Raw genomic sequence first — 21,102 nt, forward strand, 5'->3', positions numbered from 1 at the left:
AACAGCGGACATGAGATTAAGATCCCGTGCCTCGCTGTGGTCGCGGCAGGGACTAAAGTCCCTTGGATCGCCTCCGATGGACCGTTTCCCGGCCACAACCCCGCATGCTCCCTTTGGGGCGTCTGGCAAGCCATCGGTTGACGGGCGCTGCCCTCGCATCGGCAATCTAGGCCGCTGCGGCGCTCCAGTTTGCCCCAGGCCAACGCCGCGTGCCAGCGTCACACTCGGACATCGGGATTGTCGCCGAACCCACGCCCCAAGGACACCGGTTGCGACACCGTCGGCGGCTCGGTCAGCGGCTCGTCGCGGCGTCCGTGCTCCTTCCACCGCGCGAGAAGCCGATCACGGGCAGCGTCAGCAGGACGAGTCCGGCGCCGTTGCCAGCGTGCTGCCGGTGGACAGGCTGTCGACGGCGAGACCGCCGACGAGGGCGCCGAGGGCGATGGACAGGTTGAACATCGAGACGTACAGCGAGGAGGCGGCCTCGGCGGCGTCCGGGGCGGCGTCGAGGATCCAGCTCTGGAAGGTGACGGGCACTGCACCGTAACCCAGACCCCACAGGACAAGGGGCGCCGCGGCCGGGACGACGCCGTCACCATACGACGCGAGCAGCGCCATGGCGGTGGCCAGTACGAGCGCGATGGCGACGACGGCCCGGCGCAGCCGTCCGGTGATCAAGGCGCCGGCGATGAAGTTCCCGCACAGACCGGCGACACCGAAGACCAGCAGGAGCGTGCTGATCATGCCGTCGTCGACGCCGTCTCCCTGCAGGATAGGCCTGACGAAGGTATAGGCGGTGAAGTGCCCGGTGATGACCAGGAACGTCATCGCGATGCCCACCCGCACCCCGGCGTGGGAGCGGAGGACCTTCGGCAGCGCGGCGAAGATGATCGTCTGCTGCGGCTCCACCTTCGGCATCAGCGCCGCCATGCCGACCAGCGAGGCCACGCCGAGCAGGCCGACGGCGGCGAACGCGACGCGCCAGCCGAGCAGATCGCCGATGAGCGTGCCCAGGGGCACGCCGAGGACGGACGCAGCCTCGACGCCGCCGAAGATGACGGCGGTGGCGCGGGCCACGTGCCGCTCGGGCACCAGCCGGAGCGCGATGCCGCCGGCAAGGGACCAGAACCCGCCGACGCTGACCCCTATCAGGATCCGGGCGAGGAGGACGACGGCGAACCCGGCCGCGAACGCCGAGGCCAGATTGGCCGCACCCACCAGGCCGACCAGGACGGCCAGCACCAGGCGGCGGTCGAGCCGCCCGGTGGCCACGGTCACCAGGGGCGCGGAGACGGCGGCGACCAGCCCGGGCACGGTGACCATCAGGCCGGCCGTGCCCTCGGAGATCTCCAGAGCCGAGCCGATCTGGTTAAGCAGGCCCACGGGCAGCAGTTCGGAGGTCATCAAGGAAGATGCCCAGGGCCACGGCGCATACGGCGAGCCATCCCCTGAGGGGACGGCGAGCGGTGTACGGCGGGGAGTCGGCGAGTGTCACAGCGCCTTCCTTGAAGGTCTTGCTTTGGTCGTGGACATGGGATGGGCGGCGGCCACGTGGCCACCGCCCGTGACGTGGGGGTGCTCCGGAACTAGGTGGTGCCGGGCGTCTTGCGCGTGGTCACGTTCATGCGGTTCCAGACGTTGACCGTGAAGATCAGCGCGATGAGCTGGGCCAGCTCCTTGTCGTCGAAGTGCTCGCGGGCCTGGTCGTAGATCTCGTCGGTGACGCCGTCGGGCAGCAGGGTGATGGCCTCGGTCAGGGCGAGGGCGGCCCGCTCCTTGGCGGTGTACAGGCTGGACTCGTGCCAGGCGCTGAGCTGGTAGAGGCGTTCCTCGCTCTCGCCGCCCTTGCGGGCGTCGCGGGTGTGGTAGTCGAGGCAGTAGGCGCATGTGTTGATCTGTGAGGCGCGTATCTGCACCAGCTCCAGGAGCGCCGGGTCGAGGCCCTCGCGGGCGGCGGCGTCCAGGGCAAGGACGGCTTTGAAGACGCGCGGAGCCATGGCGGCGAAGTTCATGCGCTCGGGGATCTGAACGGTTGTCATGGTGACCACGCTAGGAGCACAAAGAACCTAGGATATGGTTCATTTCCGTGGCGGAATCATGGGCCAATTCCGGGTCCCGGAGGGCGGGCGGCAGCGACCTCTACCTGGACCTCGGCGGCACGGGCAGCGTACGAGCGCGGCTGATGGGAGCACTGCGCGAGGTGATCCAGTCCGGGCGGCTGGCTCCCGGGACCCGGCTGCCGCCCTATCGCGCCCTCGCGCTCGACCTGGGGATCGCCCGCAACACCGTCGCCCAGGCGTACGCCGAGCTCGCCGAGGAGGGCTGGCTGACGGCCCGCCAGGGCTCGGGCACCAGCGTCGCCCGGCGTGCGGCTCCGCTGGAGACCGGCCCCGCCCATGGCCCGGTTCGCCGAACGCCCCGCCGTGTCCTGTACGACCTCGCGCCCAGCTCACCGGACGCGGCCGCCTTCCCCCGCGGTGTGTGGTTGACCTCGGCGCGCAGGGCGCTGGCCGCCGCGCCCACCGAGGCCTTCGGCGTGGGTGACCCGCGCGGCCGCATCGAACTCCGCCAGGCCCTGGCGGACTATCTGGCGCGGGCGCGCGGCGTACGTGCGGAGCCGGGCCGAATCGTCGTCTGCGCCGGTTTCGCCTCCGCCCTGCGGCTGCTGCGTCAGGTGCTGGAGGGCGCGATCGCGGTGGAGTCGTACGGCCTGGACTTCCACCGCTCGATCCTCTCCGAGGCGGGACCGGCGACCGTCCCTCTGACGGTGGATGCGGACGGGGCCCGCGTCGACGAACTCTCCGCCACCGATGCTTGCGCGGTGCTGCTGACACCCGCGCACCAGTACCCGACCGGCGGGCCGCTGCGCCCCGAGCGGCGGGCGGCGGTCGTCGACTGGGCACGCGCGATGGGCGCCATAGTGCTGGAGGACGACTACGACGGCGAGTTCCGCTACGACCGCGACCCGGTCGGCGCCGTGCAGGGCCTCGACCCCGACCACGTCGTCTACCTCAGCTCGGCGAGCAAGAGCCTGTCGCCCGCGCTGCGGCTGGGCTGGATGGTGCTGCCCGGGCGGCTCGTGGAGCGTGTGGTCGAGGCGAAGGGACCGCGGGAGACGTGGTCGGGCGTGGTGGACCAGCTCACCCTCGCCGACTTCCTGTCCAGCGGCTCGCACGAGCGCCACCTGCGGCGCATGCGCAAGATCTACCGGCGGCGCCGGGACCAGCTCACCGCCACGCTTGCCCGGCAGGCCCCGCACATCCGCGTCAGCGGCATCGCCGCCGGCTTGCACGCCGTGCTCGACCTTCCGCCGGGGACCGAGGAAGCCGCTCTTCGCGCCGCCCGCCGCCTGGGCCTGGCCCTCGACGGCCTCGGGGCCTACCGCCACCCCGCTGGCGCCATGCCCCCACGTGACGGCCTCGTCATCGGGTACGGCACCCCGCCCGAGCACTTGTTCACAACCGCTCTGGACGCGCTGTGCCTGGCCCTGCCCGCCCAGCCGCAGACCGTAGAGGGCCGGTAGGAGTCCACTGTCCCTCTGCCGACAACGTAGACCGCCGGGTTGGGGCCCCGGTGGTCAGCGGCCGGTCCGTGAGGATGCCAGTCGGAGCACGCAGACCACAGACCATGCCCTTGCCCGCTCAAATTGCGGAGAAGTGCACCCGGTACTTCCCGCAGATCGAGACCGGACAGCCGACCATCTGCTCGGAGACCTGCGGCCTCGACCCCGAGCTGATCGCAGCCGCCAGGAACGACGCCCCAGGGCCCCGGGTGGCCAGCGCGGCCACCGTGCCGGCCTGGCGCAGCGCCGCGCGCTGGGGATGCCAACCGGGGCATCCCGGCCGGCGCGGTCAGTCGGCGAGCCGCTGGTTGATCCACCCGATGATCGTCGTCATCACCTGGTCGAGCTTGGACACCGCGCAATGGCCAGTGTCCGGCACGAGTTCGACCTGGGTGGCGCGGCGGGCTTGGAAGACGAGGGTGTCGAGCTGGGGGACATGTACGTCGTCGGCACCATTGATCACCAGCATCGGCGCGTTGACGTCCCGGTCGAGCAGGGGCCGCAGCGACATCGAGGCCAGCCGCTCGGCGAGTTCGCGCGTGCTGGGCCGGTGGTCGAAGCCTGCGGCGTTGCCGACGATGTCGGCCATCCCGAAGCGCCACTGGCGGTCGTGAGCGAAGGCGGCCTCGACCGGCCCGCCGAGCACGACCGCACCATCAACCTGGCCGGCCAGCCCGCTGCGCGCGGAGAAGTAGCCGCCCATCGAGATGCCCAGGTGCACGACAGTGCCGTTGCCGAGCGTGCGCGCGGCGTCGATCAGGCCATCGATGACCTCGACGCTTGCCGGGCCCATCGGCACCTGCATCTCACCGGTGCCGGGGATGTCGAACGCGAGCACCCGGGCGCCGACCGTCAACGCCCCCCGGCGAACAGCCGGTGCAGGTCCATCTTCCAGCTGCCGACGCCGCCGCTGACCATGACCACGGGAGAGTCGGCGGGCAGACCGGGCGCGGCGAGGAGGTGGACCGCCACCTGGGTGGTTGTGCCCTGGTACGGCACCTCGAGCACACGCCGCTCGAAGGACACCGGAAAGCGCGCCGAGGCCAGTTCGTACTGCGCCAGTTGACGTTGCAGGGCGGCGCGCTTGGCGTCGTCGGCCAGCGTTGGGAACTTCGCCCAGCCGTACGCCAGGGCCGCGAGGTCGTGGCGGCCATCGTCGGCGTACTGGGCGGCCAGCGTCGACCATTCGTGCACCCACCCGGGCTGGAGGGCCACATCCGCGTGATGGCGGCGCGTACTTGGTCGACGGCCTCAGCGGGAAGGCCGGTGTTGACCATCTGCGGGTAGCGCTCGGCGAACAGTTCCCGAGGGTCGAGTGGCCACTGGTAGGACATCGCCGGGCCTCCTTAATGCGTGAACTCTTGCGTTAAAGCTCTAGCGGCGTTGACTGTAAAGGCAAGCAGACTTGCGTTAGTGTGTTCCTGGTGAGCGAGACCAGCGTTCGTCGCCGCCCCGGCGGCCGCTCCGCGCGGGTGCGCCGAGCCTTGTTCGACGCCACGATCGAGGTTCTTCACCAGCACGGCGCGTCGGGCCTGACCGTACGCGAGGTCGCGACCCGAGCCGGCGTCAACGAGGCGTCGGTCTACCGGCGTTTCGGCACGCGCGAGAACCTCATGATCGAGGCACTGCTCAGCCACAGTGAACAACTGCTCCCGATCCCGGACACCGGGTCGTTGCACGGCGACCTGGTCGCCTTCGCCACCGAGATCAGCGCGTACGTGACCAGCCCCTTGGGCAGCGCGCTACTGCGGGTGCTGGCCGCAGCCGGCGACGACCCGGCGGTTGACCGCGTCCGAGAGCAATTCGCGCGGGGGCGCTTCACGTTGGCGGGCGACATCGTCACCCGAGCGATCGCCCGCGGGGAACTGCCCGACACCACCGATGCGCGGCTGGTGCTGGAGATGCTGATCGCTCCGCTGCACTTGCGCGCACTGCTTACCCGCGAGCCGATTGACGACGAAGCACCACGGAGGCTCGCGGACGCGATCGTGCGTGGCTTCGGCGCCCGCCCCGATACGACCGGCGCTCAGCACGGCTGATCCGGCTCCGAGGGCGACGGGCCACGGTGCCGGATGGTCCGGCGGCGGTGGCCGAGTATCCACCGCGCGCCGGCCCGCCGCTGGACGAGCGCGATCGTCAGCGACTCCGGTAGGTCATCGGCCGGCTTGCCGGGTGAGACCGCGCCGCGCGGGCAAGCCCGGCCAGGTCAGCGCCAGGCATGCGGCCGGCAACAGCACGCCCACCCCGAGCGAGATGGTCTGCCCGATCGCGTCACCCACCGAGAATTCCTCGAGGTGGAAGGCGTGGAAGATGAAGTGTGGCACCGCGAATATCAGGTTGGCCACCAGGGCCGTGCGTACCATGAGCCGGTCCATGGTCACCGCGGCAACGGCCAGAACGAAGGCGTACGTCATGGTCAGCGCGCCGACGTCGCGCATGAGGTGCTCGCTGTAGGGCGGGATGAGCGACACCCACGGGTGGTTTGTGGTGGGGACGTTGTCGTAGAAGAACTTCGGCGCGAACAGTTGCACCGCGCCGCTCACGCCCTGCGTGACGGCCAGAAACACCACTCCCGCGCGCAGCCATGATCGGGTGTTCATCGGTGGGCTCCCTCGGCCAGCCAGGACTCGAATGTGGCGGATCCGCGGTCGGGGTCTCGGGCGATGTTGTGGCCCTCGCGCAGCGCGCGAAACAACTTGCCAGGTAGCTTGAGAGTCCAGACGGGGCGTTGCTTGCCGGTGATGCGCAGGTAGGCGCGCGCCAGGTCACCGGTGTCGCGGATCTCAGGGCCGGCCAGGTCGCGTACGCGGCCACCCGGTTCCCCGAGCGCCAGCTCGACCAGCCGGTCGGCCACCTCGCGCACGTCAACGGGCTGAAGGCGGCCGGTCGGCAGCGGCATGACGGGCAGTTTCGCGGCGCCCGCGAACAGGGACCGAACCAGGTCGTGGAACTGGGCAGCGCGCAGGATCGTGAACGGTACGCCCGACTCCTCGATGAGCTTCTCCGAGGCGAGCTTGCCGCGGTAGTAGGCCAGCGGCACCTGGTCGATGTTGATGATCGAGATGTAGACCAGGTGCGGCGAACCCGCCTGCCGGGCCGCCTCGAGCAGCGTACGCGTGATGTACGCCTCCTTCTGCCGGCCAGAGCGACCGGAGGCGCAGTGCACGATCGTCCGTACGCCGGCCATCGCGTCGGCGACTCCCCGCCCGGTGGTCAGATCCGCCACCGCCCATTCGTAGTGCTGAGGGTCCTCGGCGGGACGTGGGCGGCGGCTCATCACGCGGACGCCGTGCCCGATGGCCAGCAGCCGTGCCACCACCTCCCGGCCGAGCGTCGCCGTGGCGCCGGTCACCAGAGTCCGTTCCTGCATCAGCCTCTCCCTTCAAAGTTCTTCTCCTTGACATCGGCGGTCGTGATCGTGGGTTGAGCGGGCTGGCCATGCGGCTCGGTAGACCAGTCGGGGTAGGCATCGCGCACACGGCCGGTCAGGCATCGACGGTGGCCAGGCCAATGAGTGGGACGAGCGTGGCAATCGCGGTCAAGGCCGGCCCGGCGGACATGGCATACACGACGGGAGTACGTCCAGGGGCGGACTGCCCGGTCTGAGACGTTGCGGTTGTCGGCAATGTTCTTCCTTCATCTGAGGCGTCGGCGTCATGCACCGTGAAATTTACAACGTAAGTTTCAGGGTGCATGCTAAACTTACGACGTAAGATTCGTCAAGTGCGAGGATGACCACGATGTCGGGCAATCGCAGCCGCGGTCAGCGCGCAGGTTTGACCCGCCGGGCCGTACTTGAAGCGGCCATGGCGCTGGCCGACCGCGAAGGCCTGAAGGCACTGTCGATGCGCAGGCTCGGCGCCGAACTCGGGGTGGAGGCCATGACCCTTTACAGCCATGTCTCCAACAAGGACGCGCTGCTGGACGGGCTGGTTGAACAGCTCTTCGCCCAGATCGCCCCACCGCTGTTCAGGGGCACCTCATGGAAGGCCGGGCTTCGCGACTACGCCCGCTCTCTGCTGGCGGCTCTGCTCGCGCATCCGAACGTGATCCCGCTCGTCGTGTCACGCCCCGCCATGACCTCGCAGAACCTGCACATCCTGGAGAACGCACTCCAATCGTTGCAGGCGGCGGGCTTCCCCCTGAGCAGGGCGCTTGACATGTTGTACTCCGTTTCGGGTTTCGTCGTCGGGCACGCCGCCACCTTCGCGGCCGACGCCGAGGGCGATCAGCGCGACGCAACCGACCAGATGCGGTCACTGTCCAACGTGGACGCCATCGAGTTCCCGCTGCTCGCCAAGGCCGCGCGCGCCGAGCACCGCCCCGGGCCAGTCTCCCGCTTCGACTTCGCGCTCGAAGCCATGTTGTCCGGATTCGACACGGCCCGACACGCCCGACGGCGTGACAAGAACGCTACTGAAGAGGCGGGTGCGTCACCCGCCCAACTCCATCAGGAGCATCTCCGCCCTGACGCATAACGGGACGGCCTGGATCGACTGGCAGAAGAGAAGACATCAGCTTTGCCTCGCGCGGCTGGACTGCCATTGATCGGGATCTGTGGAAGTTGTTGTCGCTGTTCGCCGCCGGTAGTGCCGATCAGCCTTGGTCCGGTTGCCGCACACCTTCATGGAGCACCAGCGCCGGGTACGTGACCGGCTTGTGTCCAGGTACCACAGCACGCACTGGGGGTGCTCACAGCGGCGTATGCGGTCGGCGGAGTGCTCCAGAAGGTCGAGGTAGTTCTCGGCGGCGAGCCAGGCGACGGTCCAGACCGGTTCCGGGACGACAACTCGTGTGGCGGGACCAGTGGCCGCCAGGTACCTCTCGCGGTGGCCGCGTGCGAGCAGGGCGTTGAACGCGGTCAGCGCCCGCGGGTCCTGGGAATGTTCGGCGAGATCCTGCACGACGCTTCGGGCATGGTCCAGCGTCTGGCGTAGTGCCTCGTCGGCGGTCTTCGGGGCCACCTGCGGGTCAAGTTTGGTGGAGGCCAGCCAAAGGGCGACCCCTGGAATGGTCTCAAGAAGGTCCTGCAACCGCCCGTCCTCGATCCAGTGCGTGTTCAGCAGGTCGAGCGCGCCCGATCGATGATGAATCCCGCGGCGGCAATGGCCCGCTCGGTGTCGCGTGCGAGGTGGTAGCCCGCCCCCTGCAACGCCAGAACAGGTCCAGGGCCCGCTGTATCCGCGCGAAATCTGTGAGCGGATGTGCTCGTAGAAGTACATGTGACCGTCGGGATGCAGCACGCGGGCCGCTTCGGCCATGGCACGGGGGACATCGCGGACCGAACACAGCACCTGGGAGGCCACGACGGCATCCGACCGAGTTGTCGGGCAGCGGCAGGTGCTCGGCGTGGCCCGCGCGGACATTTATAGGGACGGTGGCGTGAGCCGCGGCGCCTTCAGCCGACAGGCGCAGCTGAGGCTGGGTTCGATGGCGATGACCTGCCGCACGGTGGGCGGGTAGTGGCGGTGTTCGAACGCTCCGTGGGCGTCTCCGTAGTCGCTCAGGCGCGGAGAAAGGCGACGGCGGCTCGTCGAGTTTCTGGGCCCGGAAGCGGGCAGGTCGCGGCGCATACCGGTGTTGGCTTTGCGGGTGCGCGTAGAGACGACGCCGTCCATGTGGTCCATCGCTCGGCCGCATGCCCGGTCGCCGATCCGCCGGGGCCCGTGTCCCTCGCGCCTGGGCACAAGGGAATGGGCATGGCGGCTTGATCTATATAGGTCACAGCGGGTCACGTCAGCGTGCTCGGCGGTCGAACTCCTCCTGGTCGGCGGTGCAACTTGGCGCCGAAGTTCTTCTACGACAGCGTCCCCACCACGAACCATCCGTGGGTGTCGCTCATCCCGCCCTACAACGAGCACCTCATGCGTGACGTTGGCGCGCTGATCATGGCGTACGCCTTCGTTCTGGCCGTTGCCGTGGTGACCATGGACCGGCTCATGGTACGCACAGCGCTAGAAGGTGGTACTCATCCTCTCCGTTGCGTCGCCGGGAGTCTCGGTGCGAGTTACGGTAGCAAGGGCGAGGAGCACGCCCCACGCGGCGACCAATATCGCGACCAATGAGTTCCACCAGTTCGGTGTCAGCCAGGGGAAAGAGCCGACGATGAATGCGGCTGCGGCAAAGATGCCGGCAGCTCGCCCGATTAGTCCGGCGCGTGTCGACCAGCTGAGCGCGACCGCAGCAACGGCGAAACCTAGGAACGCCAGATGCAGGGCGCCGAACGTCGAGCTGACGACCAGGGCTAGAACCTCGGCTGACAGTTGAATCTCAAACACCGGGTAGACCAGACGCCCCACCGTGAGCAGTAGGACGACGAGGGCGACGAGGGCGGCCGTGAGAGCGGTCACTCCCACGTTGATCCGCGCCGACGGTCCGGCCTTGCGCACGCCGAAGAGGCCGCGGGCACCGGCTCCCCAGCAGATGACCGCGAAGAACAGCAGTTCGTCGCTCCACGACAGTAGCGAGTGACCGCGTTCGACCCACGCCGTCATTGCGACCGCCTCGGAAGGCGCGCTAGGGAGCAGCGACAACAGCAGAAGGGCGACGCCGGTGAGGAGCGCCCCAACAATCATCAGCCAGCGGTGCACCCGTAAGTCAATCGCTTGGCGCGACGTCGTGTCTTGTACCATCGGACCGCCTATCGTACCCGTCATCCGTTTACCGTGCCCTGCGCCCTCTGCCTTTCGCTGACGCTCGCCGTCCAGCTTGAAGCACACCGCCGCACCCACACCCGGGCCGAAAGTCCCAACCCTGTGGACCTTGGTCCTGGATCGGGCGTCACCGCGGCGATCGAGCGATCCGGTATGTGCCTAGAGCATCGGCAGACCGGCGAGCGGGCTGTAGCTGTTGCTGCGCGACGATCGGGCTCTCGACGTTCGCTGCGCGAAGATTGGACCGCTAGAGCCTTCGGTCCTTCCGATTCAGGACAAAGCCCACTTGGCGGGATCTCGTTCGGGTGCCACCATGAGCCGCCGAGCAATCCGCCGTGAAGGGGAGCCCCGAGTTGGCCCGGCCGAGACGAGCCGACCTGCCTGTTGTCTACTCCTGCTCTGGCTGCTCCAGCGCTGCCCAGATGGCCACGACCTGGCTCCGGTTGGACCGCATGGGCCTGGCCGAGATGTCGTGCATCGCCGGGGTAGGCGGAGACGTGGCCTCGCTCGTGCGCGTGGCCACGTCGGGGCGGCCGATCCTCGCCCTCGACGGCTGCCCGTTGACGCGCGTACTGGCCGCGCTCCAGCGTCACGACGTGGTCCCCGACGAGCACGTCATGCTGCACACTCACGGGGTGCGCAAGCGCAAACATATCGACTACGACCCCGAGCAGGCCGAACAGGTGCTGCAGTCCGTCGCCGAGGCGGCACGGCGGATCACCCGAGGCCGATGATCTCTCTGGGCGGACCATGCCCGGCTGCGGGCTCTGGTGTGCGTCTCCTGGTCGTGCTCGCGATCCGGCCGTGCTCCAGCCTGATCGTGCGTTCGCCCTGCTCGGCGATGCTCGGGTCGTGCGTGACGACGATGAGCGTGGTCCCTTGCGCGTGCAGCCTCTTGAAGAGGTCGACGATGACGGCCTCGTTGTCCGCGTCGAGGTTTCCGGTGGGCTCGTCGGCGAGGATCAGTTTCGGGTAGTTGATCAGAGCTCGGGCGACGCACACCCGCTGCTGCTCGCCGCCGGACAGCTGGCTGGGCAGATGTGTGGCGCGGTCCCTGAGTCCCACGCGATCGAGCGCGTTCAGCGCCTCCGCCTCGTCGGGCATCGAATGGTAGTACTGCGCGACCATCACGTTCTCGAGGGCAGTGAGGTAGCTGATCAGGTGGAACTGCTGGAAGATCAGGCCGATCACGGCTCGGCGGAGGATGGTCAGATTGCCCTGGGTCTCGGTTGCGATCTCGGTGCCGTTGAGCACGACTGATCCGATGCTCGGCTTGTCCATGCATCCGATGATGTTCATCAAGGTCGTCTTTCCGGAGCCGGAGGGGCCGACGATGGACAACCAGTCTCCCTGCTCGACCGTAAGATTCACCTCGCACAGCGCGTGAACGTCACCGTAGGTCTTGGAGACGTTTGTCATCTCTAGCAGGCTCATGGGGAACTGACTCCTACTCACCACGAAGAACGATGGCCGGGTCCACATCGATGGCGCGCCGCACCGGGATCAGACACGCCACGGCCGTGCAGACCACTGAGATCAGCACCGTGAACGGGACCAGCGACGGCCGGAACGAGATCCCCCGATGGAATACGTTCATGCTGAACATCTCGGCAAGCCCGAAGCCGAGCAGTGCGCCCACAAGCCCGCCGGCGGCGCCGATCAGAATCCCTTCGCCCAAGAACTCTCTGACGATCCCGCTGTTTTCCGCACCCAGCGCCTTCTTCAACCCGATCTCGCGACGCCGCTCCGTGACCACTGCGGTCATCGTCGTCGAGACGCTCACCATGGTGAGCGCGAGAACGATGACGGTGACCAGGAAGACCAGTGAGGTCAGTGTGCTCAGCACGTTGCCTTCGGACTCGGTGACCCGTTTGACCGGAGCGGCGCTCGCCCCGTCGATGGTGTATGTGATCCGGGTGGCTGCTGCGTCGAGGAATTCCCGCGATGCCGCGATGCTGTACTCGACGACGTCGAAGCGTTCGCCGCCTCCGACAAGCTTGTGCAAATCGTCGTCCGCCATGAAGACGAAGCCGTCCTCGGCGCCGCCTGTCTCGAGGATCCCCGCAATGGTGAACGTCTCGGTGACGTCCCGGTCTTTCTCATCGGCCCCGACCAGCGTCGCGGTTTCTCCGACCTTGCGGTCGAGGAATTCCGCCACGTCACGGCCGATCAGCAGTTCCCTCGGCGCCTGCGGCCACGTCCCGTCGACGTACCAGTACGGGCTCACTGCTTTGGCTCCAGCCAGATCCGTGCCGGCCACCGTGAACGGCTGCTCGTTGATCTTCACCGTTTCGTACCGATAGGGCGCCACACCAACGACGTCACCCTGTCGCAGGACGTCGGCGGCGGCATCCAGGACCGACGGGCTGAGAGCGGCGGCCTCGCCGGCAGGCAGGATCACCAGATTCGCGCCGTAAGAGCGGAACTCCCGCTCCAGCTGGCGCGGGATGTCGAGGCACACGGTGATCAGGCCGGCCAGCGTGGTGGCACCGACCGCGACGGACAGCAGCGCCACGATGACCCGGGACCGGCGGCGCCCCAGCGAGCGCGCGACCATCCGCAGGTACATCCTCTGCCTCTTCATCGTCATCCTCACCGCCCGTGCAACACTTCGGCCGGACGCAGCGACAGCAGCACCCGCATGGCCGGCAAACTGCCAAGCAGGATGACGAGGGCCACCAAGACGGCTACCAGCGGGATGACCATAGGTGCGACACCGATCGCAGAGGCGAAGATGGAGTGCCCGATCACCTGGGCGAAGACGAGTCCCACCAGGAACCCGACGGTGCCCCCGCCGATGCTGACAGCAAAGATCTCAGTGAGCATCAGCAGCAGCACCGAAAGGTCGCGCGCTCCCAGGGCCTTTAGCAGCCCGATCTCGGGGGCGCGTTCCATCACGCTGACCGTGACCAGGTTGGAGATGGCGAGCGCGGTGCCGATCAGGCTGAGCCCGGTGATCGCCAGCATCAGCAGTCGGGTCTTCTCCAGGACAGCGCCCTCAGCCTCCGCCACCTGGCGGACCGGCTTGGCCACCGAGCCGGTGAGGACCTCCTCGATCTGGTAGGAGATCGCCGACACGTACGCCGTGCAGTACCAGGTCTCCCATTCCGATGCCGACAGGCTCTGCGGATCCTTGGCCGCGCGGCGAGACAGCTCATTGTCCGGCGTGGTGAGGGCGCTGATCTCGACGCTCCCCACCTGCCCCGCTTTGCCGGTGAGGTGCTGGATCACCTGCAGCGGTATGAAGATCTGGCCGTCCTCGTGCCCGCCGGCGTCAAAGATCGCCTTTGTCCGCAGCTGTACCGAGCGGCTGCCCGAGGTGAGGGTCAGCCGGTCCCCGACGGTGATCCCACGCTGGTTCGCCAGGTCGCTGCCGACCATGGCGGAGCCGGTGTCGTCGTCGGTCACCCATTCCCCCTCGACGTCCCACCAGGACTTGAGGTCGCGCATCCCAGTGTCGAACTCCTCACCGGTGGGGAGCTTGAGGCGTTGGGAGAACCACGTGCCGACCACGGTGACCTGGTCGTCGCCGAGACTCACCCGCTGCTCCAGGTAAGGGGCGAAGTCGACGATGTTCAGCGCCCAGAAGATCGTCTTGATGTTGCCGAGCTCGTCCTCCCGCAGGTAGGCGTCCGTGACGGCGGTGTCATCGGCTTCGTAGAGCTCGCCGAACAGGGCGGCGCCTTCGGGCCGCACGGTGATATTGGCACCATAGGCCTTGAGCTCCTGATTGACCTTGTCTCCGACGTCGAACATCACGTTGAGCATCGCCGTCGCCAGGGACACCCCGAGGGCGACCGTGAACGCGATCATCAGCCGCTTACCCCGCTGCCGGAGCAGCCCACTTCTCACCACCCGCCAGAACACCTCACCACCTCCTATGCGAACACTTCCGCGTGTGCCTCGAGCGCCTTGGCCTCGAGCAGCAACCGCCCATGGCTGAGCGAGTACGGCACCGGGATCGGATTGCAGCCGCCCTTGAAACCGATGGTCGGGATGTTGATCGCGACGTCGCACAGCTTGCAGATGACCTTGCCGGCGCGCTCGAAGTAGCCGGTTGCACCGCAGGTGGTGCAGGCGTCCAGGCCAACGCCGAACGCCGCCTCGTTCCGCTTGACGACGATGAAGCGGACCTCGATCCCGTCCTTGGCCGGGTAGGCGAACCGGTGGAGGTGCCCGTCGCTGACCCGTTCGACGGGGATGCTGACCGTGCCGTCGGCCTGATCGACCGGCTCCGCAGGGGACAGCACCGGCTCTTGCTCGTCATACGTCTTGATCACGGTAACGGTGGCGGTGGAGAGCGCGTATCCCGCCAGCACCATCGTGCAAAAGCGCCGCCGGCTGAGCGCATGCGCGCGCTGGAGCCGCAATTCGGCCGGGTTGGCATAGCCCGACGGTGCGAGGCGGCTTCTGCGCCAGGCGGCCAGGGGCAGCAGCAGGGTGATGATCAGCAAACCGAAGAGGACGGCGTGCTCATGGTTGATCACCCAGGCGACGACGGTGAAGGCCACCGGGTCCATCGGGATCAGGCCGCGGACCAGCAGAATCTGCGCCGCCAAAACCAGCTGGCCGAGCGCGGTCAGGGCCAACGCGGCCGTCAGCACGATGCGGAGCATGCGCGGTGACGCCTCCACGGAGGTCCGGTACACGGCCAGTCCCGTCAACGACACCAGCAACAGGCCGATCACGTAGCCGCCGGCCCTGAGCAGCACCGCGGTGTTCAGAACACTCTCGCCGGCGGTCACGAAGCTCGACGGCAGCAGCAAGACGTCGGCCAGCGCGGACAAGACCAGCACCCCGGCCAGCAGGGCGGGCACCCCGGCCCGCACGGTGCCGGCCCAGCCTCCTCGCCCTCCAGCCCCGCGGGTCGCATCGCCATACAGCCACACCCCCAGGAGCAGGAGCACCTCGAGGGCGAGCGCCACCGTGGCCAGCACGAGGTTGACATACTCCCGGTTGACCAGGACGGTCGTGCTCCTCAAGACGACCAGGACGACAGCGCCCAGCAAACCGGCCACGGCGCACCAGGCCGGCCACCTCCGCATCTGCCTGCCGATCCCGGTGCCGGGAAGGCGCAGGTAAGCGATGAGCAGAGCCAACACGACAGCCGTGGGAAGCGCGCCCTCCACCACTGCGATCAGGTACTTCACCACCTGTCCCCGCTTCCTCTCGGCTCAGCCGGCCAGCCGGCGGCTACCATTCGCGCGGCACGTAGTTGAACTCCCACTGGGCCACCAGCGGCTCGGACCAGAAACGGCCCTTCACACCGGTCGTCTTGTCGGTGTGCAGGGCAAAACCCGACCCTTCCGGGCTCTTGATGGTGAACTTGACCGTGTAGGTGCCCGCCTCCCCCAGCTTGATGTTGGCGCCGTAGTGCGGGCCGTCGCTGGCGTTCATCGGCATGAACGTGCCCGACGCCTTGGCGCCGGCCTTGCTGATGATCTCGTAGTCGACCGTCAGGTTGGGCACGAAATCGCCGATCCCGTAACCAAGATCGTTCTGCAGCGCGGAGATGTCCGCCTCGATGTGCATGTCGGCGTCGGCCGCGGCCAAGCCCGTCCCGGCCGGTGTCATGTCGACCGGCTGGAAATACACCGCGGCGACATTCAGCGGCCCGACCTCGACGTCATCGCCGATCGGGAACTCCTCAAAGCCCGCGACGTCCCCCGGAGCGGCGGCGGCAGGTCCAGGGGAACCGGCTCCGCGGCTGGAGGTGTCGTCACTGGAGCAGCTCGTCGCGGTCAGCGAGGTGACCAGCGCCGCACCCAGCATCGCCACGAACGTCATCTTCTTCATCGGGTGCCTCTCAGATCTTCATCAGCTGTCGTTGTTGCCTTGACCGGTGTCGGAGCGCCCGGCATTTTCGGGGCCCGGCCTCCGATTCGTGAATCCACCGCCGTTCACGACCGCTCGGCCATTGACGCCGCCTCGCCTGCAACCTGGCCGGACCGCCGGCCTCTGCGGTAGGCGATCAGCGCCGTCGTGATGAGGAGGGTCAGTACCAAGGCCTGCGCCGTGAGAGTCTCGATCGTCGGGTACACGCCCAGCAGGTCAGCCGAAGGAAATCTGGGCACGGGAGACACCGGAATGACGTTGCCCTCCTGAAGCTCCTTGACCCCGGTGCCGACGAAGCTGAAGGCCAGCACGGCCAGCAGGATGGAGGTTGCGAGGAAGAACGGCTTGAGCGGCAACGTGAGGCTCAGTACCCGGATCAGGACGTAGATGATCACAAGCAGGATCGCACCGAGTCCGACGCCGAGCCCGACCATGTCGAGGTGAGCCTCGGAACGCCCCAGCAAGGCCTGATAGAAGAGGATGATCTCGGCGCCCTCACGGAACACGGCAAGGAACGCCACGGTGGCCAGCGACATGAGGCTGCCCTTGGACAGGGAGGTATCCGCCCTGGATCTGATGTACCTGCTCCATGCCTGTGACTCCGCCTTCGACAGCAGCCAGTTGCTGACGTAGATGAGCATTGCGGCGGCCAGCAGCATCGTCGCGCCCTCGATGATCTCCTGGCTCGCCCCGGTCAAGCCGGGCAGGCTGTCGAGCAGGAAGGCCAGCAGCACACTTGACGCACCCGCGGCCAAGGCGCCCCAGTACACCGCCCGGACCTTGTCCTTGTTCCCCGACTTGATCAGATAGGCGATGATCGCGCCGACCACCAGGATCGCCTCGAACCCTTCCCGGAGAATGATCAGCAAAGATGCGAGGAAGATCGCCGTGGCGTTCTCCTGCGTGCCGTCCAAGCGGTTGGCGTCCTCGCGCAGCATCGAGGCGAGAGTGTCGAGGGAATCTCGTACGTCAACGTCCGGGGCATGATCGGCCATTGCCTTCTTTGCGGCGCTGAACTGGTACTCGACCGCGGCCGCCCGGTCGCCCGAGATGTAGGACATCACCGTCTTCTCGAAACCGAGTTTCTCGTAATGGCCGAAGTAGGCGATGTCGACCTGTGCCTTGGCCGCATTCTGGTCACCCGTGCGGTAGAGCTCGTACGCCTTGTCGAGGATGGTCTGCATCTCGTCGACGACGTCGTTCCAGGTCCGCTGTTCCGCCGCGGGGACCACCATGAGAGCCGGTCTGTCCGAGGTTGCAGAGATGGCCGAGCGCACTGGGGTGGCCGCGCCATAGGCCAGGGACGGCACCGCGACCGCCACCCCGAGTGGCACAAGCACCGCCACCACGAACAGGAGTCGCCTCACTGTCTCATCCCCCTTCCATCGGGGCGTGGAAGGTCGGGCCACAGGCCATCCACACCGAGGGCACGGAAACCGCCCCACCACGTGGGGCCCATCTCATTAGGTAAGCCTCAGCTAAGATATGGAGAAGCTCGCATCAGGCTGAGGGTCTTTGGGCCCAAGAATCCGGGACTTATGGCACATGACCCTGGTTTCGGGCAAGGCGGCCAGTGGTGTTGGCGGGGCGGCGGCCGGCTGCTGTTGTGGCTGGTGGGATACGTGCTGCCGATGGCCGGGTATGCGGGCATGGGCATCTTCCCGCCCCGGCTCGTCGCTGTGAGCAGCGGCCTTGCTCTGGTTGAGTTCGTTGTGGCGATCGCGATCGGCTCGTGGCGATATCGCGATCGGCCGATGCGGCATCGCTGAGCAGAGCCACCTCCACCCTGGACGCGCGGGTGCCGGTGCTGAGGGCCGGGCCCACTCAACCAGGGAAGGTGCTCGACGAGACCGTCGCGCACGTGGTGCTGTCGACCGGAGCGTGAGGTGGCGCGTCAGCGCGATGGCTCCCAACCGTGCCGGGCGGCGGGCCTGCCTTCGTCTGTGCTGCGGCAGGCGATGTACGGGCCGGTGAGGTAGCGGATGGGGAGACGGCTGAATGGACGTGGCACGACCTCGGACGAACGGTCCTGTTTTCCGGGACCAAAGACCCTTTGCCCGGTCCGCAGTGCGGCAGCAAGCTTGATCGCGCTGTCCAACCAGGTCTGGGTGGAGATCTTGATCAAGGCCGAGCGTCTGAGGAGCGAGATTTGACCGTCCGGCTAGGTCATATGCCAGGGATTGAGCCGCCATGCGACTAATCGTGGGGATGACGGGTGCGACGGGTGCCGTGTTCGGTGTGCGGCTGCTGGAGAACCTGCGGCGCCTGCCGGAGGTGGAAACCCACCTGGTGCTCTCCCGCTGGGCCCGTACCACCGTCACGCTGGAGACGGGCCTGTCGGTGCGGGAGGTGAACGCGCTGGCCGACGTGGTGTACGGCCCCGACGACCAGGCAGCGCCGATCTCTTCGGGCTCTTTCCTGACCGGCGGGATGGTGATCGCGCCGTGCTCGATGAAAACTCTGGCCGGTATCCGCACGGGATATGCCGAAGGGCTGGTGGCCCGCGCGGCCGACGTGGTCATCAAGGAAGGCCGCAGGCTCGTGCTGGTGCCGCGCGAAACTCCGCTGAGTGAGATCCACCTGGAGAACATGCTCGCGCTGTCGCGCATGGGCGTGCGGATGGTGCCGCCGATGCCCGCCTTCTACAACCACCCGAGGTCGGTCGACGACATCGTCGACCACGTGGTGGCCCGCGTTCTCGACCAGCTCGAGCTGCCCGCACTGGCTGCCAAACGGTGGGCGGGTATGCGGGCCGCCGGCGACCTGAAGCCCATCGCCTGATTTCCAAAGGAGCCCTGTCCGCCATGGCCTTTGACGATCTCCGTAGTTTCCTGCGGCTGCTGGACAAGGAGGGCCAGTTGCTGCACGTCACGGACGAGGTGCAGCCGGAGCCGGACGTCGCCGCGGCCGCGAACGCCGCCGCGCGGATGGGCGACGCCGCGCCCGCCGTCTATTTCGACAACATCGCCGGCTTCTCGACGGCCAGGATCGCGGTGAACGTGCACGGCTCGTGGGCCAACCACGCCCTCGCGCTGGGGCTGCCCAAACAGACCGGCGTCAAGGAGCAGGTGGCGGAGTTCGCGCGCAGGTGGAAGGCGTTCCCCGTCGCGTCCGAGCGTCGGGCGGGCCCGCCGTGGGCGGCCTGCGCGATGGAAGGCGACGACGTGGACATCTTCCAGGTGCTGCCGCTCGTTCGGCTCAACGACGGGGACGGCGGTTTCTACATCGACAAGGCGGCGGTCGTCTCCCAAGACCCGGACGACCCGGACGACAGCGGCAAGCAGAACGTCGGCATCTACCGCATCCAGGTCAAGGGCAAGCGCAAGTTGGCACTGCAGCCGGTGCCCATGCACGACATCGCCCACCACCTGCGCAAGGCCGAGGAGGCCGGCCAGGACCTCCCGGTGGCGATCGCGATCGGCAACGACCCGGTCATCACCATCGCGGCGGCCACGCCCCTGGGCTACGACGAGAACGAGTACGAACTGGCCGGCGCCCTCCGTGGCGCACCCGCCCCGATCGCCGAGGCGCCACTGACCGGCCTGCCCGTGCCGTGGGGTTCCGAGGTGGTGATCGAGGGTGTCATCGAGGGACGCAAGCGCGAGATCGAGGGGCCGTTCGGAGAGTTCACCGGCCACTACTCCGGCGTCCGCAGCATGACGGTGATCCGCGTCGATCGGATCAACCACCGTCCGGACCCTATCTTCGAGCACCTCTACCTCGGCATGCCGTGGACCGAGATCGACTACCTGCTGGCCGCCAACACCAGCGTGCCGCTGTATGAGCAGCTCAAGCGGGAGTTCCCCGAGGTCCAGGCGGTCAACGCCATGTACACCCACGGCCTGGTCGTCATCGTCTCCACCCGCAAGCGCTACGGCGGCTTCGCCAAGGCGGTCGGCCTGCGGGTGCTCACCACGCCGCACGGCCTCGGGTACGCCACCACCGTCATCGTGGTGGATGAGGACGTGGACCCGTTCAACCTGCCGCAAGTCATGTGGGCCCTGTCGACCAAGATGAACCCCGCAGACGACCTCGTCCGCGTGCCCAATCTGCCGGTGCTGGAGCTGGCCCCGCAGGCAAGGACACCCGGAATCGTCGACAAGCTGATCATCGACGCCACCACTCCCGTCGCGCCCGACCGCCGCGGCAGTTACCGCAACCAGGTCCGCGACCTGCCTGAGGCGGGCGAGTGGCTTACCCGGCTGCGGCACCTGGCCGCACACCGATAGGAGACGACCGTGACGACCATGACGACCATCTGTCCCCGCTGCGCCCACGGCACTCTCGACACCCTCTACAGCTCGCCCATACCTGATACCTGGGACGTGCTGCAATGCCAGCGGTGCCACTACTGCTGGCGGACCAGCGAGCCGGAGCGTCGCACGCGGCGCGAGGCCTACCCCGACGGCTTCAAGCTCACGGCCGAGGAGATCACCAGTGCTCCCGAGGTTCCGGCGATCCCGCCGCTGCGGACGGCGTCGTGAAGGCGTCGTGAAGCTGATATACCCGCCGCCCATCCAGCGGGAACTGGCGGCGCACACCACCCTCACCCTGGCCTACGCCGACGAGCATCCCCAGGCCTGCGCCGTCTTTTACGCCTTGGCACCGGACGGCTCGCTGGCGTTCCTCAGCTCGCGCTCCACCGCCCACGGCCGCGCACTGGCGACGGCACCGCCCGAAGGACTCCCGGCCGCCTTCACCGCACACGACGATCATCAAGCATGGACGGCTCTTCACGGGCTCCAGGGACGAGGACGATGCCGTCCCGCGCCGAAGGCGGCACGGGATGCCTACATCCGGCGCTTCCCGTTCGTGACCACCCTGGCGGCGGCGCTGGCGGCAGCCGACTGCTGGGAGCTCCGGCCCGACTGGATCCGGCTGGTCAACAACGCCCAGGGCTTCGGCCAAAAGCTCGAATGGAAAGGGCGGTGAGTGTGGCGGAGCAGACGCGTGCCACGCTCACCGCCGAATATGGGGTCGCTGTAGTCTCGGGGAAATGTGGGTCGGATTTGCCTGACCTGCACCGATGCAGGCAGGTTCCGTTTATTTGTC

At 67.8% G+C, this 21,102-nt stretch carries 23 protein-coding genes; 9 read left to right on the forward strand and 14 right to left on the reverse strand.

The genetic code is table 11. From position 1 onward, the window contains the following. Window positions 1–354: 354 nt before the first annotated feature. Together EJK15_RS21210 and EJK15_RS21215 are read right to left on the reverse strand one after the other, a co-directional pair. The gene (locus EJK15_RS21210; protein WP_171074440.1) at window positions 355–1,404 is read right to left on the reverse strand and encodes an MFS transporter; all 1,050 of its coding nucleotides are present in this window, start codon (window positions 1,402–1,404) and stop codon (window positions 355–357) included. A 182-nt stretch (window positions 1,405–1,586) separates the two neighbouring features. Further along, entirely contained in the window at window positions 1,587–2,039 is a 453-nt protein-coding gene (locus EJK15_RS21215; RefSeq protein WP_171074441.1) for a carboxymuconolactone decarboxylase family protein, read from the reverse strand. 47 nt (window positions 2,040–2,086) lie between these two features. Between EJK15_RS21215 and pdxR the strand changes: the two genes are divergently transcribed. Continuing rightward, window positions 2,087–3,523, forward strand: coding sequence for a MocR-like pyridoxine biosynthesis transcription factor PdxR (pdxR, locus tag EJK15_RS21220; protein WP_240777106.1), 1,437 nt, complete (start codon window positions 2,087–2,089; stop codon window positions 3,521–3,523). Between the two features lie 328 nt (window positions 3,524–3,851). Here pdxR and EJK15_RS72875 read toward each other — a convergent pair whose 3' ends face one another. Further along, window positions 3,852–4,418 (reverse strand): alpha/beta fold hydrolase, encoded by a 567-nt coding sequence (locus EJK15_RS72875; RefSeq protein WP_206061009.1) that lies wholly within the window; start codon window positions 4,416–4,418, stop codon window positions 3,852–3,854. Beyond that, a complete protein-coding gene (locus EJK15_RS72880; RefSeq protein WP_206061010.1) occupies window positions 4,415–4,777 on the reverse strand; it encodes an alpha/beta hydrolase in 363 nt (120 codons plus the stop codon). The genes EJK15_RS72875 and EJK15_RS72880 overlap by 4 nt, the downstream gene beginning before the upstream one ends. Before the next feature lie 209 nt (window positions 4,778–4,986). Here EJK15_RS72880 and EJK15_RS21230 point away from each other — a divergent pair, with 209 nt between their 5' ends. Next, complete coding sequence (locus tag EJK15_RS21230; protein ID WP_138712199.1) at window positions 4,987–5,601, forward strand: TetR/AcrR family transcriptional regulator; 615 nt, start codon at window positions 4,987–4,989, stop codon at window positions 5,599–5,601. Window positions 5,602–5,715: 114 nt separating this feature from the next. Here the strand turns inward: EJK15_RS21230 and EJK15_RS21235 are convergent, their stop codons facing one another. Both EJK15_RS21235 and EJK15_RS21240 read right to left on the reverse strand, forming a co-directional pair. Then, window positions 5,716–6,162 (reverse strand): hypothetical protein, encoded by a 447-nt coding sequence (locus EJK15_RS21235; RefSeq protein WP_206061011.1) that lies wholly within the window; start codon window positions 6,160–6,162, stop codon window positions 5,716–5,718. Then, complete coding sequence (locus tag EJK15_RS21240; protein ID WP_138712200.1) at window positions 6,159–6,932, reverse strand: SDR family oxidoreductase; 774 nt, start codon at window positions 6,930–6,932, stop codon at window positions 6,159–6,161. The genes EJK15_RS21235 and EJK15_RS21240 overlap by 4 nt, the downstream gene beginning before the upstream one ends. Window positions 6,933–7,368: 436 nt before the next feature. On the opposite strand from EJK15_RS21240, the gene EJK15_RS21245 reads away from it, so the two are divergent. Further along, window positions 7,369–8,040 carry a TetR/AcrR family transcriptional regulator C-terminal domain-containing protein gene (locus EJK15_RS21245; RefSeq protein WP_240777107.1) on the forward strand — a complete coding sequence of 224 codons (672 nt, stop codon included), beginning with the start codon at window positions 7,369–7,371 and terminating at the stop codon, window positions 8,038–8,040. A 36-nt stretch (window positions 8,041–8,076) separates the two neighbouring features. On the opposite strand, the gene EJK15_RS21250 is transcribed toward EJK15_RS21245, so the two are convergent. After that, complete coding sequence (locus tag EJK15_RS21250; protein WP_276615414.1) at window positions 8,077–8,928, reverse strand: CGNR zinc finger domain-containing protein; 852 nt, start codon at window positions 8,926–8,928, stop codon at window positions 8,077–8,079. A 588-nt stretch (window positions 8,929–9,516) separates the two neighbouring features. Then, on the reverse strand, window positions 9,517–10,281 hold the full coding sequence (locus EJK15_RS21260) for a hypothetical protein (RefSeq protein ID WP_138712203.1): 765 nt from the start codon (window positions 10,279–10,281) through the stop codon (window positions 9,517–9,519). A 269-nt stretch (window positions 10,282–10,550) separates the two neighbouring features. Between EJK15_RS21260 and EJK15_RS21265 the strand changes: the two genes are divergently transcribed. Continuing rightward, complete coding sequence (locus tag EJK15_RS21265) at window positions 10,551–10,949, forward strand: putative zinc-binding protein (protein ID WP_276615415.1); 399 nt, start codon at window positions 10,551–10,553, stop codon at window positions 10,947–10,949. On the opposite strand, the gene EJK15_RS21270 is transcribed toward EJK15_RS21265, so the two are convergent. The 6 genes from EJK15_RS21270 to EJK15_RS21295 form a co-directional block, all read right to left on the reverse strand. Continuing rightward, the gene (locus EJK15_RS21270; RefSeq protein ID WP_138712205.1) at window positions 10,933–11,649 is read right to left on the reverse strand and encodes an ABC transporter ATP-binding protein; all 717 of its coding nucleotides are present in this window, start codon (window positions 11,647–11,649) and stop codon (window positions 10,933–10,935) included. The genes EJK15_RS21265 and EJK15_RS21270 overlap by 17 nt on opposite strands. A gap of 13 nt (window positions 11,650–11,662) precedes the next feature. Continuing rightward, window positions 11,663–12,784: an ABC transporter permease gene (locus tag EJK15_RS21275; RefSeq protein WP_206061014.1), complete on the reverse strand. Its 1,122-nt coding sequence runs from the start codon at window positions 12,782–12,784 to the stop codon at window positions 11,663–11,665. Window positions 12,785–12,807: 23 nt separating this feature from the next. Further along, entirely contained in the window at window positions 12,808–14,082 is a 1,275-nt protein-coding gene (locus tag EJK15_RS21280; RefSeq protein WP_138712207.1) for an ABC transporter permease, read from the reverse strand. 11 nt (window positions 14,083–14,093) lie between these two features. Beyond that, window positions 14,094–15,365 (reverse strand): Fe-S-containing protein, encoded by a 1,272-nt coding sequence (locus tag EJK15_RS21285; RefSeq protein ID WP_138712208.1) that lies wholly within the window; start codon window positions 15,363–15,365, stop codon window positions 14,094–14,096. Between the two features lie 43 nt (window positions 15,366–15,408). Further along, complete coding sequence (locus EJK15_RS21290) at window positions 15,409–16,011, reverse strand: iron transporter (protein ID WP_206061015.1); 603 nt, start codon at window positions 16,009–16,011, stop codon at window positions 15,409–15,411. A 104-nt stretch (window positions 16,012–16,115) separates the two neighbouring features. Then, window positions 16,116–17,417 carry an FTR1 family iron permease gene (locus EJK15_RS21295; RefSeq protein ID WP_206061016.1) on the reverse strand — a complete coding sequence of 434 codons (1,302 nt, stop codon included), beginning with the start codon at window positions 17,415–17,417 and terminating at the stop codon, window positions 16,116–16,118. Between the two features lie 365 nt (window positions 17,418–17,782). Between EJK15_RS21295 and EJK15_RS70740 the strand changes: the two genes are divergently transcribed. From EJK15_RS70740 to EJK15_RS21325, 5 genes are all read left to right on the forward strand, one after another. Beyond that, entirely contained in the window at window positions 17,783–17,935 is a 153-nt protein-coding gene (locus tag EJK15_RS70740; protein ID WP_171074443.1) for a hypothetical protein, read from the forward strand. A 305-nt stretch (window positions 17,936–18,240) separates the two neighbouring features. Continuing rightward, a complete protein-coding gene (locus tag EJK15_RS21310) occupies window positions 18,241–18,831 on the forward strand; it encodes a non-oxidative hydroxyarylic acid decarboxylases subunit B (RefSeq protein ID WP_138712210.1) in 591 nt (196 codons plus the stop codon). A 23-nt stretch (window positions 18,832–18,854) separates the two neighbouring features. Next, complete coding sequence (locus EJK15_RS21315) at window positions 18,855–20,279, forward strand: non-oxidative hydroxyarylic acid decarboxylases subunit C (RefSeq protein ID WP_138712211.1); 1,425 nt, start codon at window positions 18,855–18,857, stop codon at window positions 20,277–20,279. A gap of 18 nt (window positions 20,280–20,297) precedes the next feature. Further along, the gene (locus tag EJK15_RS21320) at window positions 20,298–20,534 is read left to right on the forward strand and encodes a non-oxidative hydroxyarylic acid decarboxylases subunit D (protein ID WP_138712236.1); all 237 of its coding nucleotides are present in this window, start codon (window positions 20,298–20,300) and stop codon (window positions 20,532–20,534) included. 7 nt (window positions 20,535–20,541) lie between these two features. After that, window positions 20,542–20,982, forward strand: coding sequence for a pyridoxamine 5'-phosphate oxidase (locus tag EJK15_RS21325; protein WP_138712212.1), 441 nt, complete (start codon window positions 20,542–20,544; stop codon window positions 20,980–20,982). The last annotated feature ends 120 nt before the right edge of the window (window positions 20,983–21,102 follow it).

This window comes from Nonomuraea basaltis (assembly GCF_005893125.1).
Classification (GTDB): domain Bacteria; phylum Actinomycetota; class Actinomycetes; order Streptosporangiales; family Streptosporangiaceae; genus Nonomuraea; species Nonomuraea basaltis.